The sequence below is a fragment of the Acidithiobacillus thiooxidans ATCC 19377 genome, assembly GCF_009662475.1.
Classification (GTDB): Bacteria; Pseudomonadota; Gammaproteobacteria; order Acidithiobacillales; family Acidithiobacillaceae; genus Acidithiobacillus; species Acidithiobacillus thiooxidans.
In genome coordinates, this window is sequence record NZ_CP045571.1 from 902,577 (window position 1) to 924,809 (window position 22,233).

Annotated in this window: 16 protein-coding genes and 1 tRNA gene; 7 read left to right on the forward strand and 10 right to left on the reverse strand. The window is 54.3% G+C overall.

Annotated elements, in window-relative coordinates; all coding sequences use genetic code 11:
* Nucleotides 1–21: 21 nt before the first annotated feature.
* The 7 genes from GCD22_RS04735 to GCD22_RS04765 all read right to left on the reverse strand — a co-directional run bounded on the left by GCD22_RS04735 (nt 22) and on the right by GCD22_RS04765 (nt 11,031).
* On the reverse strand, nt 22–1,497 hold the full coding sequence (locus GCD22_RS04735; RefSeq protein WP_176212044.1) for a CYTH and CHAD domain-containing protein: 1,476 nt from the start codon (nt 1,495–1,497) through the stop codon (nt 22–24).
* A complete protein-coding gene (locus tag GCD22_RS04740) occupies nt 1,475–2,113 on the reverse strand; it encodes a nucleotide-binding protein (RefSeq protein ID WP_010636811.1) in 639 nt (212 codons plus the stop codon). The genes GCD22_RS04735 and GCD22_RS04740 overlap by 23 nt, the downstream gene beginning before the upstream one ends.
* Nucleotides 2,114–2,128: 15 nt before the next feature.
* Nucleotides 2,129–4,234, reverse strand: coding sequence for a polyphosphate kinase 1 (gene ppk1, locus GCD22_RS04745; RefSeq protein ID WP_031572361.1), 2,106 nt, complete (start codon nt 4,232–4,234; stop codon nt 2,129–2,131).
* On the reverse strand, nt 4,227–5,093 hold the full coding sequence (folD, locus tag GCD22_RS04750; protein ID WP_031572360.1) for a bifunctional methylenetetrahydrofolate dehydrogenase/methenyltetrahydrofolate cyclohydrolase FolD: 867 nt from the start codon (nt 5,091–5,093) through the stop codon (nt 4,227–4,229). The genes ppk1 and folD overlap by 8 nt, the downstream gene beginning before the upstream one ends.
* 214 nt (nt 5,094–5,307) lie before the next feature.
* The gene (locus GCD22_RS04755) at nt 5,308–8,394 is read right to left on the reverse strand and encodes an efflux RND transporter permease subunit (RefSeq protein ID WP_024893790.1); all 3,087 of its coding nucleotides are present in this window, start codon (nt 8,392–8,394) and stop codon (nt 5,308–5,310) included.
* 9 nt (nt 8,395–8,403) lie between these two features.
* Nucleotides 8,404–9,489, reverse strand: a complete 1,086-nt coding sequence (locus GCD22_RS04760; RefSeq protein ID WP_024893791.1) for an efflux RND transporter periplasmic adaptor subunit — start codon at nt 9,487–9,489, stop codon at nt 8,404–8,406.
* A 42-nt stretch (nt 9,490–9,531) separates the two neighbouring features.
* Nucleotides 9,532–11,031 carry an efflux transporter outer membrane subunit gene (locus GCD22_RS04765; RefSeq protein WP_010636795.1) on the reverse strand — a complete coding sequence of 500 codons (1,500 nt, stop codon included), beginning with the start codon at nt 11,029–11,031 and terminating at the stop codon, nt 9,532–9,534.
* Between the two features lie 245 nt (nt 11,032–11,276).
* Here GCD22_RS04765 and GCD22_RS04770 point away from each other — a divergent pair, with 245 nt between their 5' ends.
* Nucleotides 11,277–12,083, forward strand: coding sequence for a tetratricopeptide repeat protein (locus tag GCD22_RS04770; RefSeq protein ID WP_031572359.1), 807 nt, complete (start codon nt 11,277–11,279; stop codon nt 12,081–12,083).
* Nucleotides 12,084–12,193: 110 nt separating this feature from the next.
* Here GCD22_RS04770 and GCD22_RS04775 read toward each other — a convergent pair whose 3' ends face one another.
* Together GCD22_RS04775 and ppc are read right to left on the reverse strand one after the other, a co-directional pair.
* Nucleotides 12,194–12,772 (reverse strand): Maf family protein, encoded by a 579-nt coding sequence (locus GCD22_RS04775; RefSeq protein WP_031572358.1) that lies wholly within the window; start codon nt 12,770–12,772, stop codon nt 12,194–12,196.
* Between the two features lie 11 nt (nt 12,773–12,783).
* Complete coding sequence (gene ppc / locus GCD22_RS04780) at nt 12,784–15,573, reverse strand: phosphoenolpyruvate carboxylase (RefSeq protein WP_031572357.1); 2,790 nt, start codon at nt 15,571–15,573, stop codon at nt 12,784–12,786.
* A 288-nt stretch (nt 15,574–15,861) separates the two neighbouring features.
* Here ppc and hfq point away from each other — a divergent pair, with 288 nt between their 5' ends.
* The 6 genes from hfq to GCD22_RS04810 are packed head-to-tail and all read left to right on the forward strand — an operon-like array spanning nt 15,862 to nt 22,071.
* Entirely contained in the window at nt 15,862–16,131 is a 270-nt protein-coding gene (gene hfq, locus GCD22_RS04785) for an RNA chaperone Hfq (RefSeq protein ID WP_010636787.1), read from the forward strand.
* A gap of 2 nt (nt 16,132–16,133) precedes the next feature.
* Nucleotides 16,134–17,480: a ribosome rescue GTPase HflX gene (gene hflX / locus GCD22_RS04790; protein WP_051690609.1), complete on the forward strand. Its 1,347-nt coding sequence runs from the start codon at nt 16,134–16,136 to the stop codon at nt 17,478–17,480.
* On the forward strand, nt 17,467–18,672 hold the full coding sequence (hflK, locus tag GCD22_RS04795) for an FtsH protease activity modulator HflK (protein ID WP_031572355.1): 1,206 nt from the start codon (nt 17,467–17,469) through the stop codon (nt 18,670–18,672). Before hflX ends, hflK begins: the two co-directional genes overlap by 14 nt.
* Nucleotides 18,669–19,541: a protease modulator HflC gene (gene hflC, locus GCD22_RS04800; protein ID WP_010636780.1), complete on the forward strand. Its 873-nt coding sequence runs from the start codon at nt 18,669–18,671 to the stop codon at nt 19,539–19,541. Before hflK ends, hflC begins: the two co-directional genes overlap by 4 nt.
* Complete coding sequence (locus GCD22_RS04805; RefSeq protein ID WP_031572354.1) at nt 19,541–20,743, forward strand: ATP phosphoribosyltransferase regulatory subunit; 1,203 nt, start codon at nt 19,541–19,543, stop codon at nt 20,741–20,743. Before hflC ends, GCD22_RS04805 begins: the two co-directional genes overlap by 1 nt.
* Before the next feature lie 32 nt (nt 20,744–20,775).
* The gene (locus tag GCD22_RS04810) at nt 20,776–22,071 is read left to right on the forward strand and encodes an adenylosuccinate synthase (RefSeq protein WP_031572353.1); all 1,296 of its coding nucleotides are present in this window, start codon (nt 20,776–20,778) and stop codon (nt 22,069–22,071) included.
* Nucleotides 22,072–22,118: 47 nt separating this feature from the next.
* On the opposite strand, the gene GCD22_RS04815 is transcribed toward GCD22_RS04810, so the two are convergent.
* A tRNA-Leu gene (locus GCD22_RS04815) sits at nt 22,119–22,205 on the reverse strand.
* Between the last annotated feature and the right edge of the window lie 28 nt (nt 22,206–22,233).

Consider the following 22,233-nt stretch of genomic DNA (forward strand, 5'->3'; position numbering starts at 1 on the left):
TTAAATCGTTCAATGACCTGCTTAAAGATCCCACGGCCGGGCCGTGGATTCCAGTCTCAACCAGAATTTCTGGAATTTTTTACGCTGTCGAGCCTCGCGGCCCTGCAGGAACCCCAATAACGCGCCTGCCTGAAAAGCCACACCGGCTTTACGATTGTTGGTCAGGGGATTCAGATATTGGCCTGCCATGTCCGCATCGTGGATTTCTCCAGCAATACCCTGCAGAGTCGCCAGTAATTTCAGTAATGCTTTGCTATCTTTTCCGGGCCATAGCGGCGCCAGGGTGATCATCACATAACGGATATTTTTGATACGGATGCGCAGGCTGTGTAAGGCTCCGGGATGATCCAGCAGCATTTTGCCGGCAGCCATCAGTTTGCGGTCTTCGCGATGTAATTGGGCTTCGCTGAAATCCTGCAGGTTTTTGGCGTGGGTCAATGGATGTCGCATTAAACTGGCCCAGAGTTTCAGCAGGATGGCGACCAACTGCGGTAATTGTTCGGCTTGCTGAGGTGCTTGCGCGGATAAAATGCCCTGCAAGGGGGCGGGGTCCAGGGTCATGGTCGCGGCAATTTCGGTCCAGTATCCCAGCAGGGCTTCATAATCACGTTTTTGATTTTGCTGGTGAAACCATTCCTGAAGCGCGAGGCGGAAGGGTTGCAATAGATTGTCCGGGTCGAGCACCCGGCAAAAGCGCAAGGTTGCTCTGAGGCTGCGCACGCTTTTGCGCAGGTCGTGAAAACTCTCCGCAGAAGTTTTAGCCCAGTGTTTGCGTGTCTCGTGAATAATTTGCTGGAGTTGCCAGGTTAGTATCTGGCTGAATGCGTTGCCGGCATTTTCCCGGCGGTGCAGGGGCCATGCCGTGTCGCGCGGTTTTTCATCGGAAACCAGTCCGGCCAGGCGCAAACCGCGAAACAATTTGCTTTCCTGGTCGGGAATCAGGGGAAGATCCTGACAGAGGGCTGCGCCCATTTCGAGCACTGCTGCTGCATTCCCTTTGGCGAGTTCCAACTCCACCTCGCGGATGGGTTCGCTCTGGCCTCTGGCCAGAATTTCCCCGCGATCAAGCGCTACAATGATTTCACTGCCATCGGTGTGGATAACCCGGCTTTCGTGGCGTTCGAAACGGGTTTCCAGAATGACCTGCAAGTCCAGTTCCGTGAAGGGTGCAAGCATGGCGGCCGCTTCACTATCGGTGAAGACGCTCAGGTCGGGCTGGTTACTGGCGACCGGAACATTCCACTCCGGACGTTGGTGCAGCCCGCCCGCTGATTGACCGCCGGCCTTGAGTGTGGCTATCCAGGTATCCTCTTCGCGGCGAACGCGGTAAGCCAGACGCGCACGTTGCAGGGCGCCATCACGACTATCAAAATAAAACGCATGAAGCTGAAGCGGAGGTTCTTTGCTGATGGCCAGTAGAGGATGTTCGGCAATACGTTTCCAGACTGGAGCCGTATCGTCCATGATTTGTAATTTAAGTTCCTCTTCCACCACCATCCTCCATGACAAAATTCAGTATGCGTACCCATTGCGGTAATTCATTGCGATTTTCTGCGGCACGCAGGTCGGCAATTCCAGCACCACATTGGGCGGCACGGACGTAAATCTGACTATCCCGCAAGGTCGCCACCACGGACAGATTCCATTCACTCAGGACACTTTGCAGATGCTGGGCACCCCGGGTACGTGCATTTACCCGATTGGCAATCACCCCCATCCGCACTTTACCTTTACGGTAGCGCTTGATTTCTTCAAGTTTTTGCAGAAAAAGCTGGCTGGCATCCAGATCAAAAAGAGAGGGACCGATGGGGACCAGCAGAACTTCTACTTCACCCAGCATGTCTTCAAGGCGTTTCTTTTTGAGCCCTGCAGGGGCATCCATGACCACATAGTCACTGGTGGGATAATCACGGAAGTCGCGTTCGGCATCTTCCACCACATTCAGCTTGGGGAGCAGGGGCGAGCGGCGCTTGACCCAGTGGGAAGACGACTGTTGGGGGTCCAGATCGGCAAGGAGAACCGTACCACGCAGCGCCAGAAGGCTGGCCAGATTGGTGGCTACAGTGGTTTTGCCTGCACCTCCCTTGCTGTTGAGGACCAGCGTTCTAATCATGCCTGGTATTCCTATCTAGCCATGTTGACTGCTGCGATCATAGTGCCGCAGCAGGATCTCCTGGGCGGATTGACAGTCATCTTCCGGGCTTCGGCGCAGTTGTTCATAGCTGCCGTCCGCCTTCATGAGCCAGGCGTTGCAGTCATCCTGCAGATAAAGCTGCAGGGTTTCCTCGAGAACCCGGGCGCGCAGGTCCGGGTCCTGTATTGGAACGGCAACCTCCAGGCGTCTAAACAGATTGCGCCCCATCCAGTCCGCGCTGGAAATCCACAACTTGGGATGTCGTCCATTACCAAAATAATAAACCCGGCTGTGTTCCAGAAAACGACCGACAATGGAGCGCACCCGAATATGCTCGGAAACGCCGGGGATGCCGGGGCGCAGGGCGCAGGCACCGCGCACTACCAGATCAATTTCGACGCCCGCCTGAGAGGCCCGGTATAGGGCACGAATCAACTCCGGCTCCACCAGCGCGTTTACCCGTGCCAGAATACGTCCTTCGCTACCCCTGCGGGTTTCTGCTTCAATGGCTTCAATGAGCGCGTTGAACAGCGTAAAGGGGCTTTGCAGCAGGCGCCGCAATTGAGGCACCCTGCCCATGCCGGTGATGTGCATGAACAGATCATTCATGTCGGCGGTAATGTCTGAATCGGCGGTCAACAGGCTCAGGTCTGTATAAATCCGGGCGTTGCGGGGGTGGTAGTTGCCTGTGCCGAGATGTCCGTAAAGGCGGATACCTTCATCCTCGCGGCGCAATATCAGAATCATTTTGGCATGGACTTTGTGGTTGACGACCCCGTACACGACCTGTACGCCCACTTCTTCCAGACGCTCGGCCATGCGGATGTTGTTGGCTTCATCAAAGCGTGCCTTGAGTTCAACCACGGCGGTGACCTGTTTGCCCGCCATTGCCGCCTCAATCAGAGCATCAATCAGAGGGGAGTCGGGAGTCGTGCGGTAGAGGGTCTGTTTGATGCCAATGACCTGGGGATCACTCGCCGCCTGACGCAGAAAATCAAGCACCGGATTAAAGCTCTGGTAAGGATGGTGCAGCAAAATGGGTGCTTCACGCAGGCGCGCAAAAATATTTTCCGGCCGGGAACAGACGCTGGGTAGTCCCGGTACGAAAGGGGGAAAGAGCAGGTCCTGGCGCGGCACCATGTCAATAATGGCCGCCAGCCTGGACAGGTTCACCGGCCCGGCCAGTGAATAGAGATTGTCATCCACCAGTTCAAAGTGTTTGAGCAGATAATCGACGACTTCGCGGGGGCAATTATTGGCGACTTCCAGGCGTACAGCTTCCCCGAAAGGGCGCATGGGTAATTCGTCCACTAATGCGTCCAGGAGGTTATCCACTTCTTCCTCATCCACAAACAGTTCGCTGTTACGGGTGACCCTGAACTGATAAAAACCGAGAATTTTCAGGCCGGGAAACAGTGCGGTGACGTGTTCGTGAATGACGGAGGAAAGAAACACAAAATCACTGGGACCCGCCAGATGGGGAGGGATCTGGATGATTCGGGGAAGAATCCTGGGGGCCTGAACGATGGCAATGGGACTGCGTCGTCCATAAGCATCATGTCCTTCCAGAACAATGGCAAAATTCAGACCTTTGTTTTGCACTTTCGGAAAGGGATGTGCCGGGTCCAGGCTGAGAGGGGTCAACAAGGGCATGACTTCAGTCTGAAAATAATTGCTGATCCAGCGCTTTTGTGCAGCGCGCCATTCCTTACGGCGCAGCAGCCTAATGCCTTCTTTGGCCAGAGCCGGGAGCAGACGCTGGTTCAGGCAGAGATATTGTTCCTGAATGATTTCATGGGCCATTTGTGCAACGGCGGCAATTTCCCGATCCGGACCCAGCATGTCAGGCCCCAAGGGTCCGGCACCAAATTTGCGCCTTTGCAGTAATCCGGCCATGCGTACTTCAAAAAATTCATCGAGATTGCTGGAAACAATGGTCAGAAAGCGCAAGCGCTCCAGTAAGGGCACGCGGGGATCATCGGCCAGCGCCAGTACACGTTGGTTAAAAGCGAGAATACTCAGATCACGATTGAAGTAGAGCTCTGCATTATCCAGAGAGACCGGATTTTCTGCGGATTCTGACTGCTCGCTTTCAGTCATGGCGTTGGCGCACTCTTTGTTCGGCGGCCGTCATGGTGTTTTGCAGGAGGGTGGCTACGGTCATGGGCCCGACCCCGCCGGGAACCGGGGTAATCCAGGTTGCCCTTTTTTCGGCTTCGGCAAAGTCTACATCGCCGGTCAGGCGACCATCAGGTAAGCGATTGATCCCGACATCAATGACCACAGCACCGTCGCGAACCCACTGACCAGAAATCAAACCCGGCTTGCCAGCGGCAGCAATCAGGAGTTCTGCGCGCTCCACATGGGCCTGAAGGTTGCGGGTAAAGCGATGACAGACCGTGACGGTGGCTCCTGCCAGTAAGAGCTCCATAGCCATGGGCCGTCCGACAATGTTGGACGCACCAACAATCACCGCTTCCTTGCCGCGAACATCCAGGTCAATTTCATCAAGCAGGGTCATGATCCCGGCTGGTGTGCAGGAACGCAGCAGGGGCGCGCGGAGGGCGAGACGCCCGACGTTGTAGGGATGAAAGCCATCCACATCTTTTTCAACGGCTATGGCTTCAATGATGACTTCAGGATCAAACTGGGGGGGGAGGGGTAATTGCACGAGAATGCCATCGATGCTGTCGTCAGCATTTAACCCGGCTATTTTCTGGAGTAATTGTTCAGGACTGCTTGCGGCCGGGAGATTTACCGCCAGAGAATGGATACCCACGCTTTTGCAGGCGTCGCGTTTTTTCTGGACATACACTTCGGAGGCCGGATTGTTGCCTACCAGCACCACTGCCAGGCCTGGGGGCCGACCATGGTTTTTGAGAAACGCCCTACTTTTTTCGGCGGTTTCTGCCTGCAGTTTTTTGGCAATGGCCTTGCCATCAATACGTTGCGCAGTCATTGCTTCCCCTGCGCAGAAGCTGAATGGCCTGGGGAAACCCTCTTTATCATGAAATTAACCTTATGAATAAGCTGCGTCGTTTTAAATACTCTAATATCCCAACATTCTTCTGTTCCCTCGATTTTTTGTCAAGTAAAAACCGGACGCAGGCCCTCCCGGCCACCCGCCGTGCTCAGGTGACCAGTATCCGGTCTGCTCCCTTAGAAGACCCGCTTCAGGAAGCAGGCACAGACGGGGTTTCGCCCCCACGCAAATCTTTGGCCAGCACCATATACATGGCGGGTACCACGAATAGCGAGAATAGCGCGCCAATGCCCAAGCCGGTGAAAATGACCAGGCCCATCTGGAAACGACTGACGGCACCGGGTCCATTCATGAGGAGCAGGGGGAGAACCCCGAGTACCATGGCTCCGGTGGTCATCAGAATCGGACGCAGACGAATACTCGACGCCTTTTCCACCGCATCGCGTTTGCCCAAGCCTTCATGACGCTGGATTTCATTGGCAAACTGCACAATCAGAATACCCTGCTTGGCAATCAAACCGATCAGGGTGATCAGCCCCACCTCCGTGTAAATATTGATGGAGGCTAGGCCCAGGCTGACAAATATCAGCGCACCACTGATGGACATGGGCACGGTGATCAGCACAATCAAGGGGTCCCGGAAACTTTCAAACTGAGCCGCCAACAGCAGATAAATCAGGATGATAGCCAGTGCAAAAGTGGTCAGCAATCCACCACTTTCCTGCATGTACTCGCGCGACTGGCTGGCGTAATTGACCGAAAAGTCCTTGGGCATGATTTTTTCAGCCGTGCTCCGGAAGAAGTTCAGAGACTGTCCCATGGTTACTCCCGGCTTGGGAACCGCCTGAATGGTGACCGAGTTAAGCTGTTGAAACTGCGGCAGGAACTGCGGTTCAACCTTGGTTTCGATGGATACGACAGTTGACAGGGGCACCATTTGACCCGTTGCCGTGGCAATATAATAGTCCTTGAGGGCCTCCGGGTCCGTACGGAACTTGTCCGGCACCTGGGGAATAACCTTGTAGCTGCGTCCCTCCATGTCAAAGCGGTTGACATAGTTGCCGCCCAGCAAAGGTTGCAGATCCTGGGCAATTTCCGCCATGGTCAAACCCAGATTGGCGGCAATATTGCGATGGATTTTCAGCACCAGTTCCGGATTGTCAATGCGCAGGTCCTTGGTCACATAGAAGAACATGCCACTCTGGTAAGCCTTGGCTATGACCTGATCAGCTACCTGATCGATTTTGTCGTAACTGCCGGGACTCTGCAGAACAAATTGTACCGGCAGGCCGCCTGCAGATCCGGGTAATGGTGGCGGCAAGAAAGAGGCCACCTGCAGCCCTGGCACGCTTTGCAATTGCTGCTGCAATTTGGGCTGAATCTGCATGGCTGTAACCGAACGATCAGACCAGTTGGTTAAACGCATGCCTGCAAAAAGGCTATTGGTTCCACCACCACTGCCGACGGAAATTCCAGTGACCATGAAGGTCGCCTTTTTTTCCGGATACTTATTGAACACCTTCAAAATCTGCTTGCCGTAGTGAGCCAGCCGGTCCGGGGTGATAGTTGGACCACCAGTGCCGGCATTGAAAATAATGCCCTGATCTTCCTGTGGCGCCAGTTCCGATTTGGAAGTGGCGAACAGGAAGTAAATGCTGCCGAAAACGACTATGGCAAAGAGCATGACTACGGGCACAAAATTCAGGACACCGTGCAGAAGTCGATCATAAAAACCTCTTAAACCGACAAAGCGCTGATCGATAAAGTGTTCAAAGCCGTGTTCCTTGGTGGGCTTCAAGACCTTGCTGGAGAGCATTGGCGACAGCGTCAAAGCCACAATCATGGAGATAAGTACCGCTGCTACCAGGGTAAAGGCAAATTCTCCAAACAGACTGCCGGTCAGTCCACCCATAAAGCCAATCGGCGCAAACACCGCAATCAAGGTGGTGGACATGACGATAATGGGACCACCCAGTTCGCGCCCGGTCAGCAAGGCGGCATCAAAAGGGCTTTTGCCTTCATCAATATGTCGATGCACGTTTTCCACAACGATAATGGCATCATCCACCACCAGCCCAATGGCCAGCACAACTGCCAGCAGAGTCAGCAGATTGATGGTGAAGCCCAATGACCACATGATCAGGCCCGCACCGACAATGGACAGGGGTATGGCTACAGCCGGTATGACCACCGCCCGGAACGAACCCAGGAAGAGGAAGATAACCAGCACGACCACCGCCAGGGTGATCCCAATAGTCATCATTACTTCATCAATGGAGGCCTGAATAAAGGTGCTGGCGTCATAAGGAATCGCCGCATGCATGCCGGGTGGCAGGCTCTTTTCAAGCTTTGCCAGCGAGCTTTTTACCCCTGCAGCTACATCCAGAGAATTGGCAGAGGGAGATTCCTGAATGCCGATAAATGCTGCCGGTTTGCCGTCAAAAAATGCCTGGGAGTCATAATTCTGGGCACCAAGCTCAACATGGGCGACATCTTTCAGGCGAATCAGGGTGTTGCCCGACTGTTTGATGACCAGGTCACGGAATTCACTGACATTGTGCAGGCTGGTAGTGGCCACAATGGTGTTTTGTACGGTTTTGCCCCGGGTCCGCCCCACGGCCGAGATGAAGTCATTGGCTGTCAACGCTTGAGAAACCTGGGCAGCGGTCACATTAAGTGCGGCCATTTTCTGCGGGTTCAGCCAGACGCGCATGGCATAGGTATTCCCGTTGCCAGCACCAGGGGGCAAAATCTGGGCCTCACCAACACCATGTACCGAGGCAAGACGCGGTTGCGCCACGCGCAGCAAATAATCAGTAATTTGTTGCTGGCTGAGTTGATTTCCGTAAAAAGCGATATACATCAAATCTGTTGTATCGCCCACTGTGACGTTGATCACGGGCAACTGGCTACCCGTGGGCAACTGATCAGTCACCTGCTGGACTTTAGACTGAATGTTGGCCACTGCGGCACTGGGGCTGTAATTCAGCTTCATGTACACCGTAATGGTGGAGGACCCCTCCGCACTGTTGGAGGTCATGTAGTTGATGTCAGGAGCGCTGGCAATGACCTTTTCAAGACGTGCGGTAATAAAGCCCTGCACGGTGCTGGGACTGGCACCGGGGTAAGCCGTGGTAACGGTGACGACGGTGTTGACCAGGGCCGGATATTCGCGGACGGTCATCATGGTGTAGGCGTGCAGACCCAGCAGGAAAATTACCAGACTCAACGCCGTGGCGAGTACCGGGCGACGAACAAAAATATCCGTAAATTTCATGAGCTAGCCTTACGCGTTGTGGCTGATGGTAACAAGGCTGCCATTGACCAGTTTGACCTGACCGGCGGTAACGATTCTGTCGCCTTGCTTCAATCCAGAGAGTATTTCCACCATGCCGTCGCGCTGCTTGCCGGGTTTGATGACCTGTTGCACGGCGGTTTCCTGGGTTTTGCCATCCTTTTTCTCTTTATGAATGACGTAAACATAATCGCCAAAGGTGTTATAGGAAATGGCAGATACTGGAATGACCAGGACTTTTTCAGTGGTATCGCGCACCACCGTCAACTCCCCGAACAGTCCTGGCCGGAGCTGATTTTTGGGATTATCGATGGTGGCTTGTACTTCTATCTGCCGGGTAGTGCTGTTGACGGCAGAACCCAGAGCCGTCACTTTTCCGGAAAAGGTTTGACCGGGCAGAGCGTCGGTTTGGATCTGCACCGGAGTCCCGGCCTGAATATTCTGGAGATCGCTTTGCGGCAACGTGAAGTTGGCGTAGAGCGGGCTCCAGGACTGCAGGTCCACTATTTTGGTGCCGGGAGTCAGATACTGACCCACATTCACCTGGCGGATGCCGAGATAACCACTGAAGGGCGCGCTAATGGTCAGTTTGTTCAGCGTCGCCTGAATATCCTTGATGGCAGCCTGATCCGTCTGATAGGTCGCCTGGGCTGAATCCAGCTGGGCCTGGCTGGCGGCCTTGGTGGCGATTAACTCTTTGGTACGCTGCAAATTGCTGGAAGCCAGTCGCAGTTGCGCCTGATCACTGGCCAGTTGGGCCAATTGCGTAGAGTTGTCAATCTGCACCAGCGGCGTCCCTGCCTGTACATACTGGCCGGAGCGAAAATGAATGGCGGTCACATTGCCAGCAATCTGGGGTGTAACATCTACACCCTGAACGGCCGCCAGTGAGGCGACGGCGCGCAGTTGCGGGTGCCAGTGGGCAATTTCTGCTGTTGCGGCACTCACGGTGACTACCGGCTTGGGCATGTGCGCCATCGCTTCGGCAATTTTGCTGTTGACGAAGGCTTTAAACCCAAAAATTCCGCCAAAAACAATCAGCAGGCCAATAATGACAATCACAAATGCTTTTTTCATATTTCAGTCTCCGCAGAGGATGGCTGCGATCAATAAAAAGGTTTAAGAATGGGTAGGCGTAGTCGTTGACTTCTGATCCGGCTTGTTCCACCAGCCACCCCCCAAAGCCACGAGTAATGCGGCACTATCCTGATAACGCTGGGATTGAGCCTTGATCTCGGCAATTTTGGCGGTGTTGTACTGGACTTCAGCCGTCAGCAGGGTCAGATAATCACTGGCACCGGCGCGGTAACTGGCCTGCGCCAGTTTAAGTGCTTCCCGGGAAGCGGACAGCGCCTCACGCTGGGCGGCGAGGGCCTGGGCATCATGCTCCACCGCCCGCAACCCGTTGGCCACCTGATCAAAAGCATTGAGCACGGTGCTGCGGTAGTTGGCGTAGAGTGCGTCATAGGCAGCATGTGCCTCGGCTTTCTGGGCTTCCAGTTTGCCACCTTCAAACAAAGGCTGGGACATGGACCCGACCAGGCTCCAGATGCTGCTGACGGGGTCAAAAAATATGTTGGGGTTGCTGGCGGCATTGCCGAATGCGGCCGTCAGCTTGACGGTCGGATAAAACTGCGCGCGCGCTTCCCCTATCTGCGCATTTGCCGCTTTCATCTGGGCCATTACGGCGCGGATATCCGGTCTTTGCTGGAGGAGTTGCGACGGTAAGCTGACGGGCAGTTTTTCCGGCAGTTTCAGATCGGTCAGCGTAAAATTCTGGCGTTTGGCATTCGCAGGAAATGCCCCAACGAGAATGGCGAGTTCATGGCGATAGACGGCCAGCTGCTGTTCCAGCGGCGGCAGGGTGGCGGCTTCACTGGCCATCTGACTTTTTTGGGTCATGACGGTGCTATAGTCGATGGCACCGGCACGATACTGATTTTCGGTCAGTTCCAGCAGTTTTTTTTCGTGGGCGATGATGGCCCTGGTAGCCTGGATTTGTTCTGCGGTAGCCGCTTCATCAATGGCGGTGGTGACAATGTTGCCGGTAAGGGTCAGTTTTGCGGCTTCCAACTGCCACTGTTGGTATTTCACCAACTCTTCGCTGTTGCGATACACCAGGCGATTAACACCAAAAATGTCAGGGTAATAAGACACCCCCAGCGACCCGTTGATCAATGAGTAATGGATACCCCCACTGCCACCAAAAGTGGCGGCCGTGCTTTTGCTGCGATTGGCCTGCAGGGTGCCAGTTACCTGCGGATAAAAAATGCTGGCATTGGCACGCGCTGTGGCTTGGGCTTCACGCATTTGGGCCTGGGCAGCCGCAATGGTCGGACTGTTTTTCAGGCCCACGCTGATGAGGGTATCCAGAGCTTTGGAGTGGAACAGTTTCCACCATTGTTCATGTAGCTCGGTGCCATACTGGATTTCCTGTGCTGCTCCGGCCATACCGCCGGGCGTAACGGTTTTTACCGGACTTTTGCCCGCCGTATAAGCCATTTTGTCGGAAGGCGCGGGCGGCACCCGTAGCTTGGGTTCAAAGCTACAGGCTGCCAGACTGCTGGCAACACCTAGGGCCAAGAGGGCCGCAACGGGTTTGGGTAGTGGTTTGTGCACTAAAAATTACCTCTCAGAGGTCTGAACCGACCGGTCAGTATAATGGCTATTATTGGCAATTCTGTCAAACTCGGGCCTGTTCAAGCTATAGAACCATGACGGGCATCCTCTACGGTCACCCCTGTCCAGTCATTCAAGCTAAATTGTCGCATGAATATATAGAGTTAAAAAATGCTACAGAACGCTTGATTCTTGTAGAATTTCACCCCATATTAACTGTGCAACAATTTTTATTGGGGGAGCGAATGAATAAAAAATTTTTGGGAACAAGCATCCTGCTTGTCAGTTTAGTCACGGCACCATTAGCATGGGCCGAACCTTCTGTCACTCAGGTGACGCAAGCCATTCACAGTGGTCATCTGGACCAGGCACAAAGCATGATGCAGGAAGTGCTGACTACGCATCCTAATTCTGCGGAGGCGCAATACCTGGAGTCGAGAATTCTCGCACGTCAGGGCAAATGGTCAGAAGCTGCAGCGGCCCTGCAGAAATCTGAACAACTGGCTCCGACCATGCCTTTCGTCAAGCCGGAAGTCTTGCAGAAATTCAAAAAATCCGTGCAGAGTCATAGCAAGGCTGTGACCAGGCCGGCGGCTGAAAAAAAGAGTCCCTGGGGCTCCGCTTTGGTCTTTTTTCTGGGCCTGATTGTGTTGATTGTGGCGATCTCCATGTTTTTACGGCGGCGCCGGCAGAGTGCACAACTGATGTATCGGGGTGGGCCGACCCCAGGGCCGTTTGGCAGTATGAATGGTGGCTATGGACCTAATGGTCCGGGATATCCTGGTGGTCCGATGGGGGGAATGCCCCAACAGGGTGGTGGCTTGGGTTCTAATCTCGCATCGGGAATTGCTACCGGTGTCGGAGTGGGTGCCGGGCTGGCTGCCGGACAGGCGCTTGCCGGAAGTTTGTTCGGTGGTCACGAAGCTGCCGGAACACAAGCCAATGCATCAGGCAATGACGATCTAGGCCTGACCGATGATTCCTGGGGTAATGACCAGCTAGCCAGTAATGATGATTTCGGGATGGATGATGGCGGCGATGGCTGGGGCTGACCTTTTGTTATTTGCTTAAAAAGAAAGGGCGAATGGATAAGTCGCCCTTTTTGCTTCCTGGCTGGTCGGACCTGCTGTAATGCATCCATCCTGATTGTCGATGCCTGATCTCAGGGGAGCGCATATCCCCGGCGGCGCAACACTTCGGAAATGGTCAGCAGCGGCATTCCCATCAGGGCGTTGGGGTCTGCGCCTTCCATTTTTTCCAGCAGACTGATCCCCAGACCTTCAGAACGTAAACTTCCGGCACAGTCGAGGGGCTGATCTTTTTCAATATAGCGACGGATATCCTCCGGGCTTAGTGCGCGTAAGGTTAGAGAGTAGGGTACGATGAACTGCTCCGCGCCGCTGGCATCCGCTATGGCAATACCATTGAGATATTCGACCCGACGACCTTGCATCCATTGCAGTTGCTCTTCGGCCCTGGCAACGGATTCTGGCTTTCCCAGAACCCGACCTGCACAGTAAGCCATTTGATCAGCGCCGATAACCAATGCTTCGGGGTGGCTGGCTAATACGGCTCGCGCCTTGGCCAGAGCCAGACGCGCCACCAGCTGTACCGGGGTTTCCTCCGGAAGTGGGCTTTCATCAACCTGGGAAGCTACGCAGCGAAAGGGAATTTGCAGACGCTGCAGCAATGCCTTTCGATACGGGCTGGTGGAGGCCAGAATCAGTTCAGGTAGCGACATGAAAAGTTTTTTCAGCCTGTATTGCGTTGTCCGGCGGCGATGGCGTTGATGGTGCGCAGCAGGGGGTCCAGCCATATTTCCCGGAATTCCGGCGGTGCATCATCATTGCGGTAACGGCGGAGCAGGGCGAGCTGAATATGATTCAGGGGTTCCATGTATACGTTACGACGCTGCAAAGAAAAAGCGAGACCAGGATTATCGGAAAGCAGCTGCTCGGTTCCAGCCATGGCCAGCATTTCTCCAAGACTCAGTTCGAACTCCTGGCGGATTTTCTGGAAAACCGACCTGGCGAGCTCCTGATCAATTGGTAAGCCGGCATATTCTCCCGCCAGCGCCATGTCGGTTTTGGCCATAGCCATGCTGATGTTGCCCATCAGTGCATGGAAAAAAGGCCAGTGCTGATACATGTTCTGAAGAATTTCCAGCCGTTCGGGTTTTTCCGCCCGCCATTGGGCAATAGCAGAACCCAGCCCGAACCAGGCCGGAAGAATATGGCGGGACTGTGCCCAGGCAAATATCCAGGGAATCGCCCGAATCGAGCTCATGGAACGGTCACTGCGCTGCCGGTGTGAGGGGCGTGAGCCAATGTTCATGTGCGCTATTTCATTCAGCGGGGTTGCTTCATAGAAATAATCCAGAAAACCCGGGGTGTTTTCCGTAAGGTCACGATAGGCCTTTTCGCCCAAATGGGTGAGCTCTGTCATGACCTTGAGATAAGCCGGGTTGTCGGGGGTAACCGGACGGACCAGACCGATGCTGGCTTTGATGAGGCCGGCGGTGCCGACAGTCAACTCATATATGGCAGTTTCGAGATTGGCATATTTGAAGGACAGGACTTCACCCTGTTCGGTAATTTTGATTTGTCCACGAACCGTGTCCGGCGGTTGCGCCAGAATGGCTTCATAGGTGGGACCTCCACCGCGACCGACGCTGCCGCCACGGCCATGAAACACGCGAATTTGAATATTACGTTTGTCAGCTATGGCAGCCAGGCGCAGCTGGGCCTGATACAGCGACCAACTGGACGATAAAATGCCGCCATCCTTGCAGGAATCGGAGTATCCAAGCATGACCTCCTGGGTGTTTTCCTGGCTGCTGAGGATTTCGGTATAAACCGGGTTATCGAGCAGCGTGGACATGACAGCATCCATACGCTCCAGATCGTGAATGGTCTCAAACAGTGGGGTGACGGCAATTTCACTGTAAAGTCCCTGTCGAGACCAGCCTGCCAGCCCGAATTCCTTGGCCAGCACCAGTACTTCGAGGATATGACTGGCTTCGTGGGTCATGGAAATCACGTAATTTCCAAATCCGGAAGCGCTGATCTCGCGGCGAAGCTGGGCGATACAACGAAACATGGCGCAGGTTTCGGCAGCCAGCGGCGAAAGTTCAGGGTGGTGTTCAACTAACGGGCCGGGACGTTTGAGGGCTTCCGTCAGAGTTATCAGTCTGGCTTCTTCAGACATTTCAAGGTAACCGGCAAAACCCGGGACATCTGCGTACAGTTCTGAAATAGTTCGGGAATGCACGGTAGATTCCTGGCGAATATCGAGATTGGCCAGATGAAAACCGAAAGTCTGTACCAGCCAGACTATATCCTGAATATCATGATCAGCGATGTAATCATCATTGTGACCGCGCAAGGAGTCACGCACGAGGAGCAGGTCATCCAGAAAGGCTTCGGCTGATCCATAAGCCGGGCCAGCGGATTCATTCATGATCTGGCCGTTTTCCAGTTGTCTCAGGCGCAAATCCAGGCGGGTCATCATGTAGCGCAGCTTGCGGCGATAGGGTTCACTGGGAAAGCGTTGATCCACCCACTCGGCCAGTTCCGGAAAATCATCGGCGTCGCGTTCCAGGGAGGCGAGCAGAACCGGCGAAATGCCACAGAATCGGCTGGAATGACCCAACAGTTGATAAAGTCCGCTGAGCCGTTGCTGATATTCCTTGAGGACCTCGACGCTCTGGGTGCGCAAGGCCCAGCTGGTAATGGCGGCGGTGACGTTGGGATTGCCATCCCGATCTCCGCCAATCCATGAACCAAAACGAATAAACGCGGGAATGTCGATGTCATCGTTGGCAAATACCCGTCGCGCCGCCCGACGGGCGGCGCGATAGGTCATGGGTACGGCTTTGAACAGGCTGTCGCGAAAGAAGAATAAACCGTTCTCCACTTCATCCTGAACCTGGGGTTTGTTGGTCCGGACTTCTTCGGTTTCCCAGAGGATCTGGATTTGTGCCCGCAAATTGTCGATGACTTCTTTTTCTTCTTCATCGTTCAGGCTGGGGTCATCGAGTGTTTGGCTGACCACGAAAATGCGGCGCAGTCCATGCAGCACCGTGCGCCGTTTGGATTCAGTAGGGTGTGCGGTAAAGACAGGTAAATAGCGGGTCTGATCGAGCAGGTACTGAATTTGGCCGGAGGTGATGCCCTGTTGCTGGAGGGAACGGAAAGTTTCTTCAAAGGATCCCGTCCACAGTCCGTAGCCCTTCTGTAAAAGGCGACGGCGTTGCAGATGCTGGGATTCTTCTTCGGCAATGTTGACCAGGCTGAAATAGGTGTTGAAGGCACGAATCACCAGTACCAGATCATCCTGGGGCAAGGCGTCTATGAAGCGGGCAAGTTTTTCCCGTAGGCGGGTATCTTCTTTTTTATGGAGGCGGATATAGCCTTGGCGAAGCTGTTCCACGGCGTTGAAAACCCGGGTTCCGGCCTGCTCGCGTAAGACTTCACCGAGCAGATTGCCCAATAATTTCACTCGGCTACGGAGCGCCTTATCGTCGATGGCCGTTTTGTCCACTAATTGCTTCTCCTTGAATTTTAGGAACCTTACACTGTCAGGACCATCTGGATGACAGGCGGATGTTGATTCTAAGCTAATGGCAAGCAGGCTGCAGGTCAATCATTCACGGCTGGATCGCTGGCCGCAGTGGCTTCAGTCCATCATAAATATGGTTCAATTAGTGGACCTTATAAGCATGGCTTTCCCGTCTATTTTGAGCTAGTCTAAGTTCCATGCAGTGAAATCTGTCCCGCAGGCTTTTCACTACCCTAAAAGCGCCATGAAGCATAGTCAAGGAGATAAAAAATGGCCGGTCAACAAAAAGGACAAATTCTTCAGGATCCTTTTCTTAATTTGCTGCGTAAGGAACACGTTCCCGTCGCCATCTATCTGGTCAACGGGATCAAGTTGCAGGGATTTGTCGAATCCTTCGACCAGTTCGTTGTTTTGTTGCGGAATAATGTCAGCCAAATGATTTACAAGCATGCCATATCTACGGTGGTTCCCGGTCGTGATGTACGCTTGCCTTTGCCTGAGGGCGAAGGTGAGGTGACGGCGACGGAAGAAGAGGCCTGATCCTGACCCATAGTGCAGTTGCAGTAGACGCGCCCCGTGAGCGGGTCCTTCTGGTCCATGTGATATTACATGGCGAAGTTGATCTTGACGACGGGGCCGAATTTTTTCATCTGGCTACCGACAGCGACGCGGATGTTCTCGAATTAATCCCTGTGACCCGCAATCGCCCTGATCCGGCAACTTTTATTGGCAGTGGCAAAGTGCAGGAACTGGCCGAAAAAGTGCGGGAAGTGGCAGCGGATCTGGTTTTATTTGACCGATCGTTAAGTCCGGTGCAGGAGCGCAACCTGGAACGGGCCTTGCAGTGCCGGGTGATTGATCGGGTCGGGTTGATTCTGGATATTTTTGCGCGGCGTGCCCGTACACATGAGGGTAAATTACAGGTCGAGCTTGCTCAATTGACCCGCTTGCGGACGCGCCTGATTCGCGGCTGGACCCATCTGGAGAGGCAACGCGGAGGCATTGGCTTGCGTGGTCCGGGTGAAACACAGCTGGAGACAGACCGCCGCCTGATTGGAGATCGTATTCAGTCCCTGCGGCACAAGCTGGTCAAGGTAGCTGCCCATCGGGCGACCCAGCGCCGGGCCCGGCAGCGCGCTCCGTTGCCAACTGTGGCTTTGGTGGGCTATACCAATGCGGGTAAATCCACTTTGTTCAATGCCCTGACCGAGCGCAGTAATTATGCGGCAAATCGTTTGTTCGCGACGCTGGACCCGGCTATTGGCCGTTTGCAGGTTGCTGGGCAGGATGCGGTGTTGCTTGCGGATACGGTGGGCTTCATGCGTGACTTGCCGACGGATCTGATTGCTGCATTTCGGGCAACGCTGGAAGAGGTGAATCAGGCGCAATTGCTCTTGCATGTCGTCGATGGCAGCGCAGTGGATCGTGATACGCAAATGGCTGCAGTCGAATCTGTCCTTAAAGAAATTGCAGCGGATTCTCTGCCGGTGCTGGTGGTTTTCAACAAGGTCGACATGACGGGTGAAGCGAGTGGAGGGCTGTATGATGCTTCGGGAACATTGATTGCGGTGAATGTCAGTGCCCGGAGCGGTGCAGGTCTTGATGCGTTGCTGCAAGCTATTCTCGAACGGGTTGGTCGCTCTATTTTGCGCGTCGAGCTGCTGCTGAGTCCTGAGGAAGGCGCTTTGCGTGCCTGTTTGCATCGTCTGGCCAGTGTCATTGACGAAGATTTTGACGAGGAAGGTAAAACCCGGATGGTTTTTGATATTGATGATCTGGCATGGCGACGTCTGCGCGCGCAAATGCGTGACAATGGTTGTCAGGCGCAGGACCCGACCTCTACAATACCCGAAATAATCAAGGAAGGAGATTGGTATGCCGTGGAGTGATCCGGGCGGAAACGGAAACAACAACAATAATAATAACAACCCCTGGGGACGGCGTCCCAACCCACAAAAGCCTGCTTTTGACATTCAGAAAATTACCCAGGAGTTGAAAAAACTGGGTGCTTTGCTGGGTTCCGGCAAAGGTCGGGGTTCTGGAGGTCCCAAGTGGGATCCGCGCTGGCTGCACCGTTTGCCCATCATTATTATCGGCATACTGATTTTATTCTGGATTGCATCGGGTATTTATATTGTCGGACCCAATGCCGAAGGCGTGGTGCTGCGTTTTGGCAAGGAAGTCGGCACTACCCAGCCGGGCCTTCATTATCACTTGCCTGTGCCTTTTGAAAGCGTTTCCTTACTCAGAACCGCCGAGAATCAGCGGATTGTTTTGGGTTACAGTGGCGCCGTGGATACCCTGAATCCAGGAATGATGCTGACGGCCAATGGTGACGTGGTGGATGTTCACTTTGCCGTGGATTACCGTATCAGCAATGCCAGTCATTACCTGTTTTCCAGCACCAATCCAGAGCAGTTGATTCGCTATGCGGCTTTGTCTGCCATGCGCAATGCCGTGGGGAAAAGCCAGTTGAAAGCCTTGATGCATGTGGATCAAAGCGCCATGGCCCAGCAGATCCAGCAAAGTAGCCAGAATTTGCTGACGGGATTACATGCTGGCGTGACAATCAACGCAGTGCAGATTCTCAGCATTCATCTTCCCAAACCGGTGCAGGCTTCCTACACCGACGTGATGACTGCCCGCGAGGATATGGCCCGATCCCGGCGTGAGGCGGAAGCCTATGCCAGCAGCATTATTCCCAAGGCCAAGGGTGAAGCCGCCACTATGGTGACAGCGGCCGAAGCCTACAAGTTGCAGGTGGTAGGTCGTGCCAAGGGCGATGCTGCCCGCTTTACGGACTTGCTGCAGGCTTATCAGAAGAACCCCCAGGTGGTGAGTGAGCGTATGTATTTGCATACCATGCAGGATATTCTTGGCAGCACGCAAAAAGTCATCATGGATAGTCATGGAAAAGCAGTGATTTATTTGCATATGCCCGAAAAAACTGCCGCTCAGCCCAGTGCGAGCACACGCTCGGTAGCGTCGGCCACCGCTGCAGATCGCAGTACGGCTCCGGTCGCTAATACCGACAGTGCTGCCAGCCAACCGGTGCTGCCGGTTTCAGGAGCGCGCTCATGAAAAACTGGATATGGGCTGTACTGATTGTTTTTCTCGCGGTGCTGCTGCTGGCCTCTGCCAGTTTTTATACGGTCAATCAGTCACAAAATGCCTTGCTCATGCAATTTGGCAAGCAAATCAGTGTGCAGAAGGCCCCCGGTCTTTATTTGAAATGGCCGGTTTTGCAAAATGTGGAATATGTGGATAAACGCTTGCAAAATTACAGTCCGCAACCGGAGTCCTTTCTGACCCAGGACAAAAAGCCCTTACTGCTGAGTTATTTCGCTGAATGGCAGGTGGTGAATCCTGGAGTTTATTATGCGCGGTTGCATGATCAGGCGAATGCCCAGACCCAAATTGGCGATGTTCTGCGCGCGGCTTTGCGCAGTCAGATTGCGACGATGTCCATGGAGGCACTCATTGCTGCCCGGCAGCAGGAAATTTCCAGCCCGGTCATGCAGGCGGCAGACCAGCACTTGTCAACTTTTGGCATTCGCCTTGTGGACTTGCGGATTTTGCAGGTAGGCTTGCCCCCGGAACTGCTGCAGGCAACTTACAAGCGCATGGAGGCGGAGCAAACTCAGCAGGCCAATACCTACCATTCCCAAGGTAAAGCTGATGCGGAGCAAATTCGTGCCAGCGCCGAGAAAGAAAAAACCAGCATTCTGGCTGATGCTTATCGTCAACAGGAGCAGATCAAGGGGCAGGGTGATGCCGAAGCGGCCTCCATTTACGGGGATGCTTATGGAAAGGATCCGAAATTTTTTGCCTTTTATCGCAGTCTTGAAGCGTATCGTCACGCTTTGAGTGATAAAACCGTGCTGGTACTCAATCCGGATTCTCCATTTTTCAAATATTTTCGGCATTCCTTGAATGAGGCGGGAAAATAATGCGCAGCGAAAACCATCCGACCTGGCTTTTGCCTAGCGGCTTCGAGGATGTTCTGCCCGCACGGACAGATGCTCTTGAAAATTGTCGACGCAGTCTTCTGGATCGCTATGCGCTGTGGGGCTATCGTCAGGTAACGCCTCCTTTGGTGGAGCATCTGGAAAGTTTGCTTACCGGTAGTGGCGCTGACCTGGACTTGCAAACCTGGAAACTGTTGGATCAGGATAGTGGTCGTCTGGTAGGCCTGCGCTCGGATATGACTCCGCAGATGGCGCGCATTGACGCCCAGACTTCAGCCTCCGGAGAAATCCGCCGTCTGGCCTATGCCGGAACCGTATTGCGGGCGCGTCCTGACTTGCTGGGTGGTAGTCGGGCACCTTTTCAGGTGGGTGCTGAGTTGTTTGGCGTCGCTGGACCGGAAGGGGATCTCGAAGTGTTGTCCCTGATGGTGGAAAGTTTACGCCATTGCCAGGTCCCCAACCTCTTGCTGGATATTGGTCATGTCAGCATTCCCCGGGCCCTGGCAGATGCGGCCGGCCTTGCCACTACCCAGCGCAATGATTTGTTGCGGCATGTAGAACGCAAGGCCTGGCCGGATGTCCGACACTGGCTGCAAATTCATGGCGCAGGACAAAGCCTTTGTGCTGATTTTGATGCCCTGGCCCGTTTGCAAGGGGATCATGATGTATTGAGTCGTGCGCGACAGCAGTTGGGTCATCACCCGGCCATTTGCAAGGCCCTGGATGATCTCCATTTTGTTTGGGAAGCACTGCGCCTGCGCTACCCGGATCTAGACATTCAATGTGATCTTTCGGAAATTCGCGGTCATCTCTACCATACTGGTCTGCTGTTCTCTTTATTCGGGCCGCAACGTGGAGAAGCGTTGGCTCGTGGTGGACGCTATGATGATATCGGTGCGGCATTTGGACGGCGTCGCCCGGCAACCGGTTTCAGTCTGGACCTGAAACCTCTGCTGCGGGATCTTCCAGAATCGCGCAGGAACCAACGTATCTGGGCGCCCGCCGGCAGTGATCAGGCTTTATGGAAGGCTATTGCCGAGCAACGTCAGCAGGGGCATGTGGTGGCGCAAGACTTTCTGGCGGGTGAATTGCCGGATGAAGTGCAGTTGAAAAACCGGGGTTTTGATGCCCTCCTGGAGCATTCTTCTGCGGGTTGGGTGCTGCGCTCCCTGAATGCACGTTAAAACTATTTTCCATTTTATTGGCGGAGTGCTCCGTGTCTGATAAGTCAAATGTGGTCATCATCGGTACGCAGTGGGGTGATGAAGGAAAAGGCAAAATTGTGGACTGGCTTACAGAACGTTGCCAGGCGGTTGTGCGTTTTCAGGGCGGGCATAACGCCGGACATACGCTGGTGATCGGCAACCGCAAAACCGTGCTGCATCTTATTCCTTCAGGCATTTTGCGACCGGGTGTGTCCTGCTTTATTGGTAATGGCGTGGTTCTGGATCCGCTGGCGCTTTTTGCCGAGCTAGATGAATTGCTGCCCGTGATGCCCGATGCCCATGCGCGCCTTTTTGTTTCGGATGCCTGTCCGTTGATTATGCCTTATCACAAAAGCCTGGATCTGGCTCGTGAGCATGCCAAAGGAGATGCAAAAATTGGTACGACCGGTCGTGGGATTGGTCCTGCGTATGAAGATAAGGTCGCGCGTCGCGCCTTGCGGGTGGGTGATCTTTTTCACCGCGAGCGTTTTGCCGCAAAGCTGGGTGAAGCGCTGGATTACCATAATTTTGTGCTTCAGCATTATTTCAAGCAGAAAGCAGAGAATTTTGATGCCATTCTCGATCAATATCTGAGTCTGGCAGAGCGGCTGGCTCCCATGGTAGTTGATGTATCCGTGCGTCTTGCACAGTTGCAGTCAGAAGGCGCAAGAATTTTGTTTGAAGGTGCGCAGGGGACCATGCTGGATGTGGATCATGGTACTTATCCCTATGTGACTTCTTCCAATACGATTGCGGGCGCGGCATCCGCCGGAAGTGGCGTCGGGCCGGCTGAACTGGGTTATGTTCTGGGTATTACCAAGGCCTATACCACCCGCGTAGGCGCGGGTCCTTTTCCCACCGAGCTGTTCGACGAAACCGGGGTGTTTCTGGCGGAACGAGGGGCGGAAGTGGGCGCGACCACAGGGCGGGCCCGGCGTTGTGGCTGGTTTGATGCGGTGGCCTTGCGCGCTGCCTGTCGCGTCAACGGAGTGACCGGCTTGTGCATGACCAAGCTGGATGTGCTGGACGGTCTGGCGGAAATCCGGGTCGCCGTGGGTTATCGGGTTAAGGGCGTGGTTCAGGATGAACTTCCTTCCGGTGCTGAAGCACTGGCGGCCTGTGAACCGGTTTACGAGACTTTTCCCGGCTGGCAGGAATCTACTGCTGGAGTCCGACGCTGGGAAGATCTGCCCCAGACCGCACGTCAGTATCTGGAGGCTATTGCTGAGCGTGCCGGACGGCCTCTGGCGATCATTTCAACGGGTCCTGACCGTGAGGATACCATTCTCCTGTCCGGGGTGTTGTGAATAGGAAATATAAAAAAGGGCAGACCCTGAAGTCTGCCCTTTGCTTTTGGTACCGGGGACTGGATTCGAACCAGCACAAGCTTTCGCTCACTAGGACCTGAACCTAGCGCGTCTACCAATTCCGCCACCTCGGCGTGGACGGAATGATCTTTGATTAAGGAG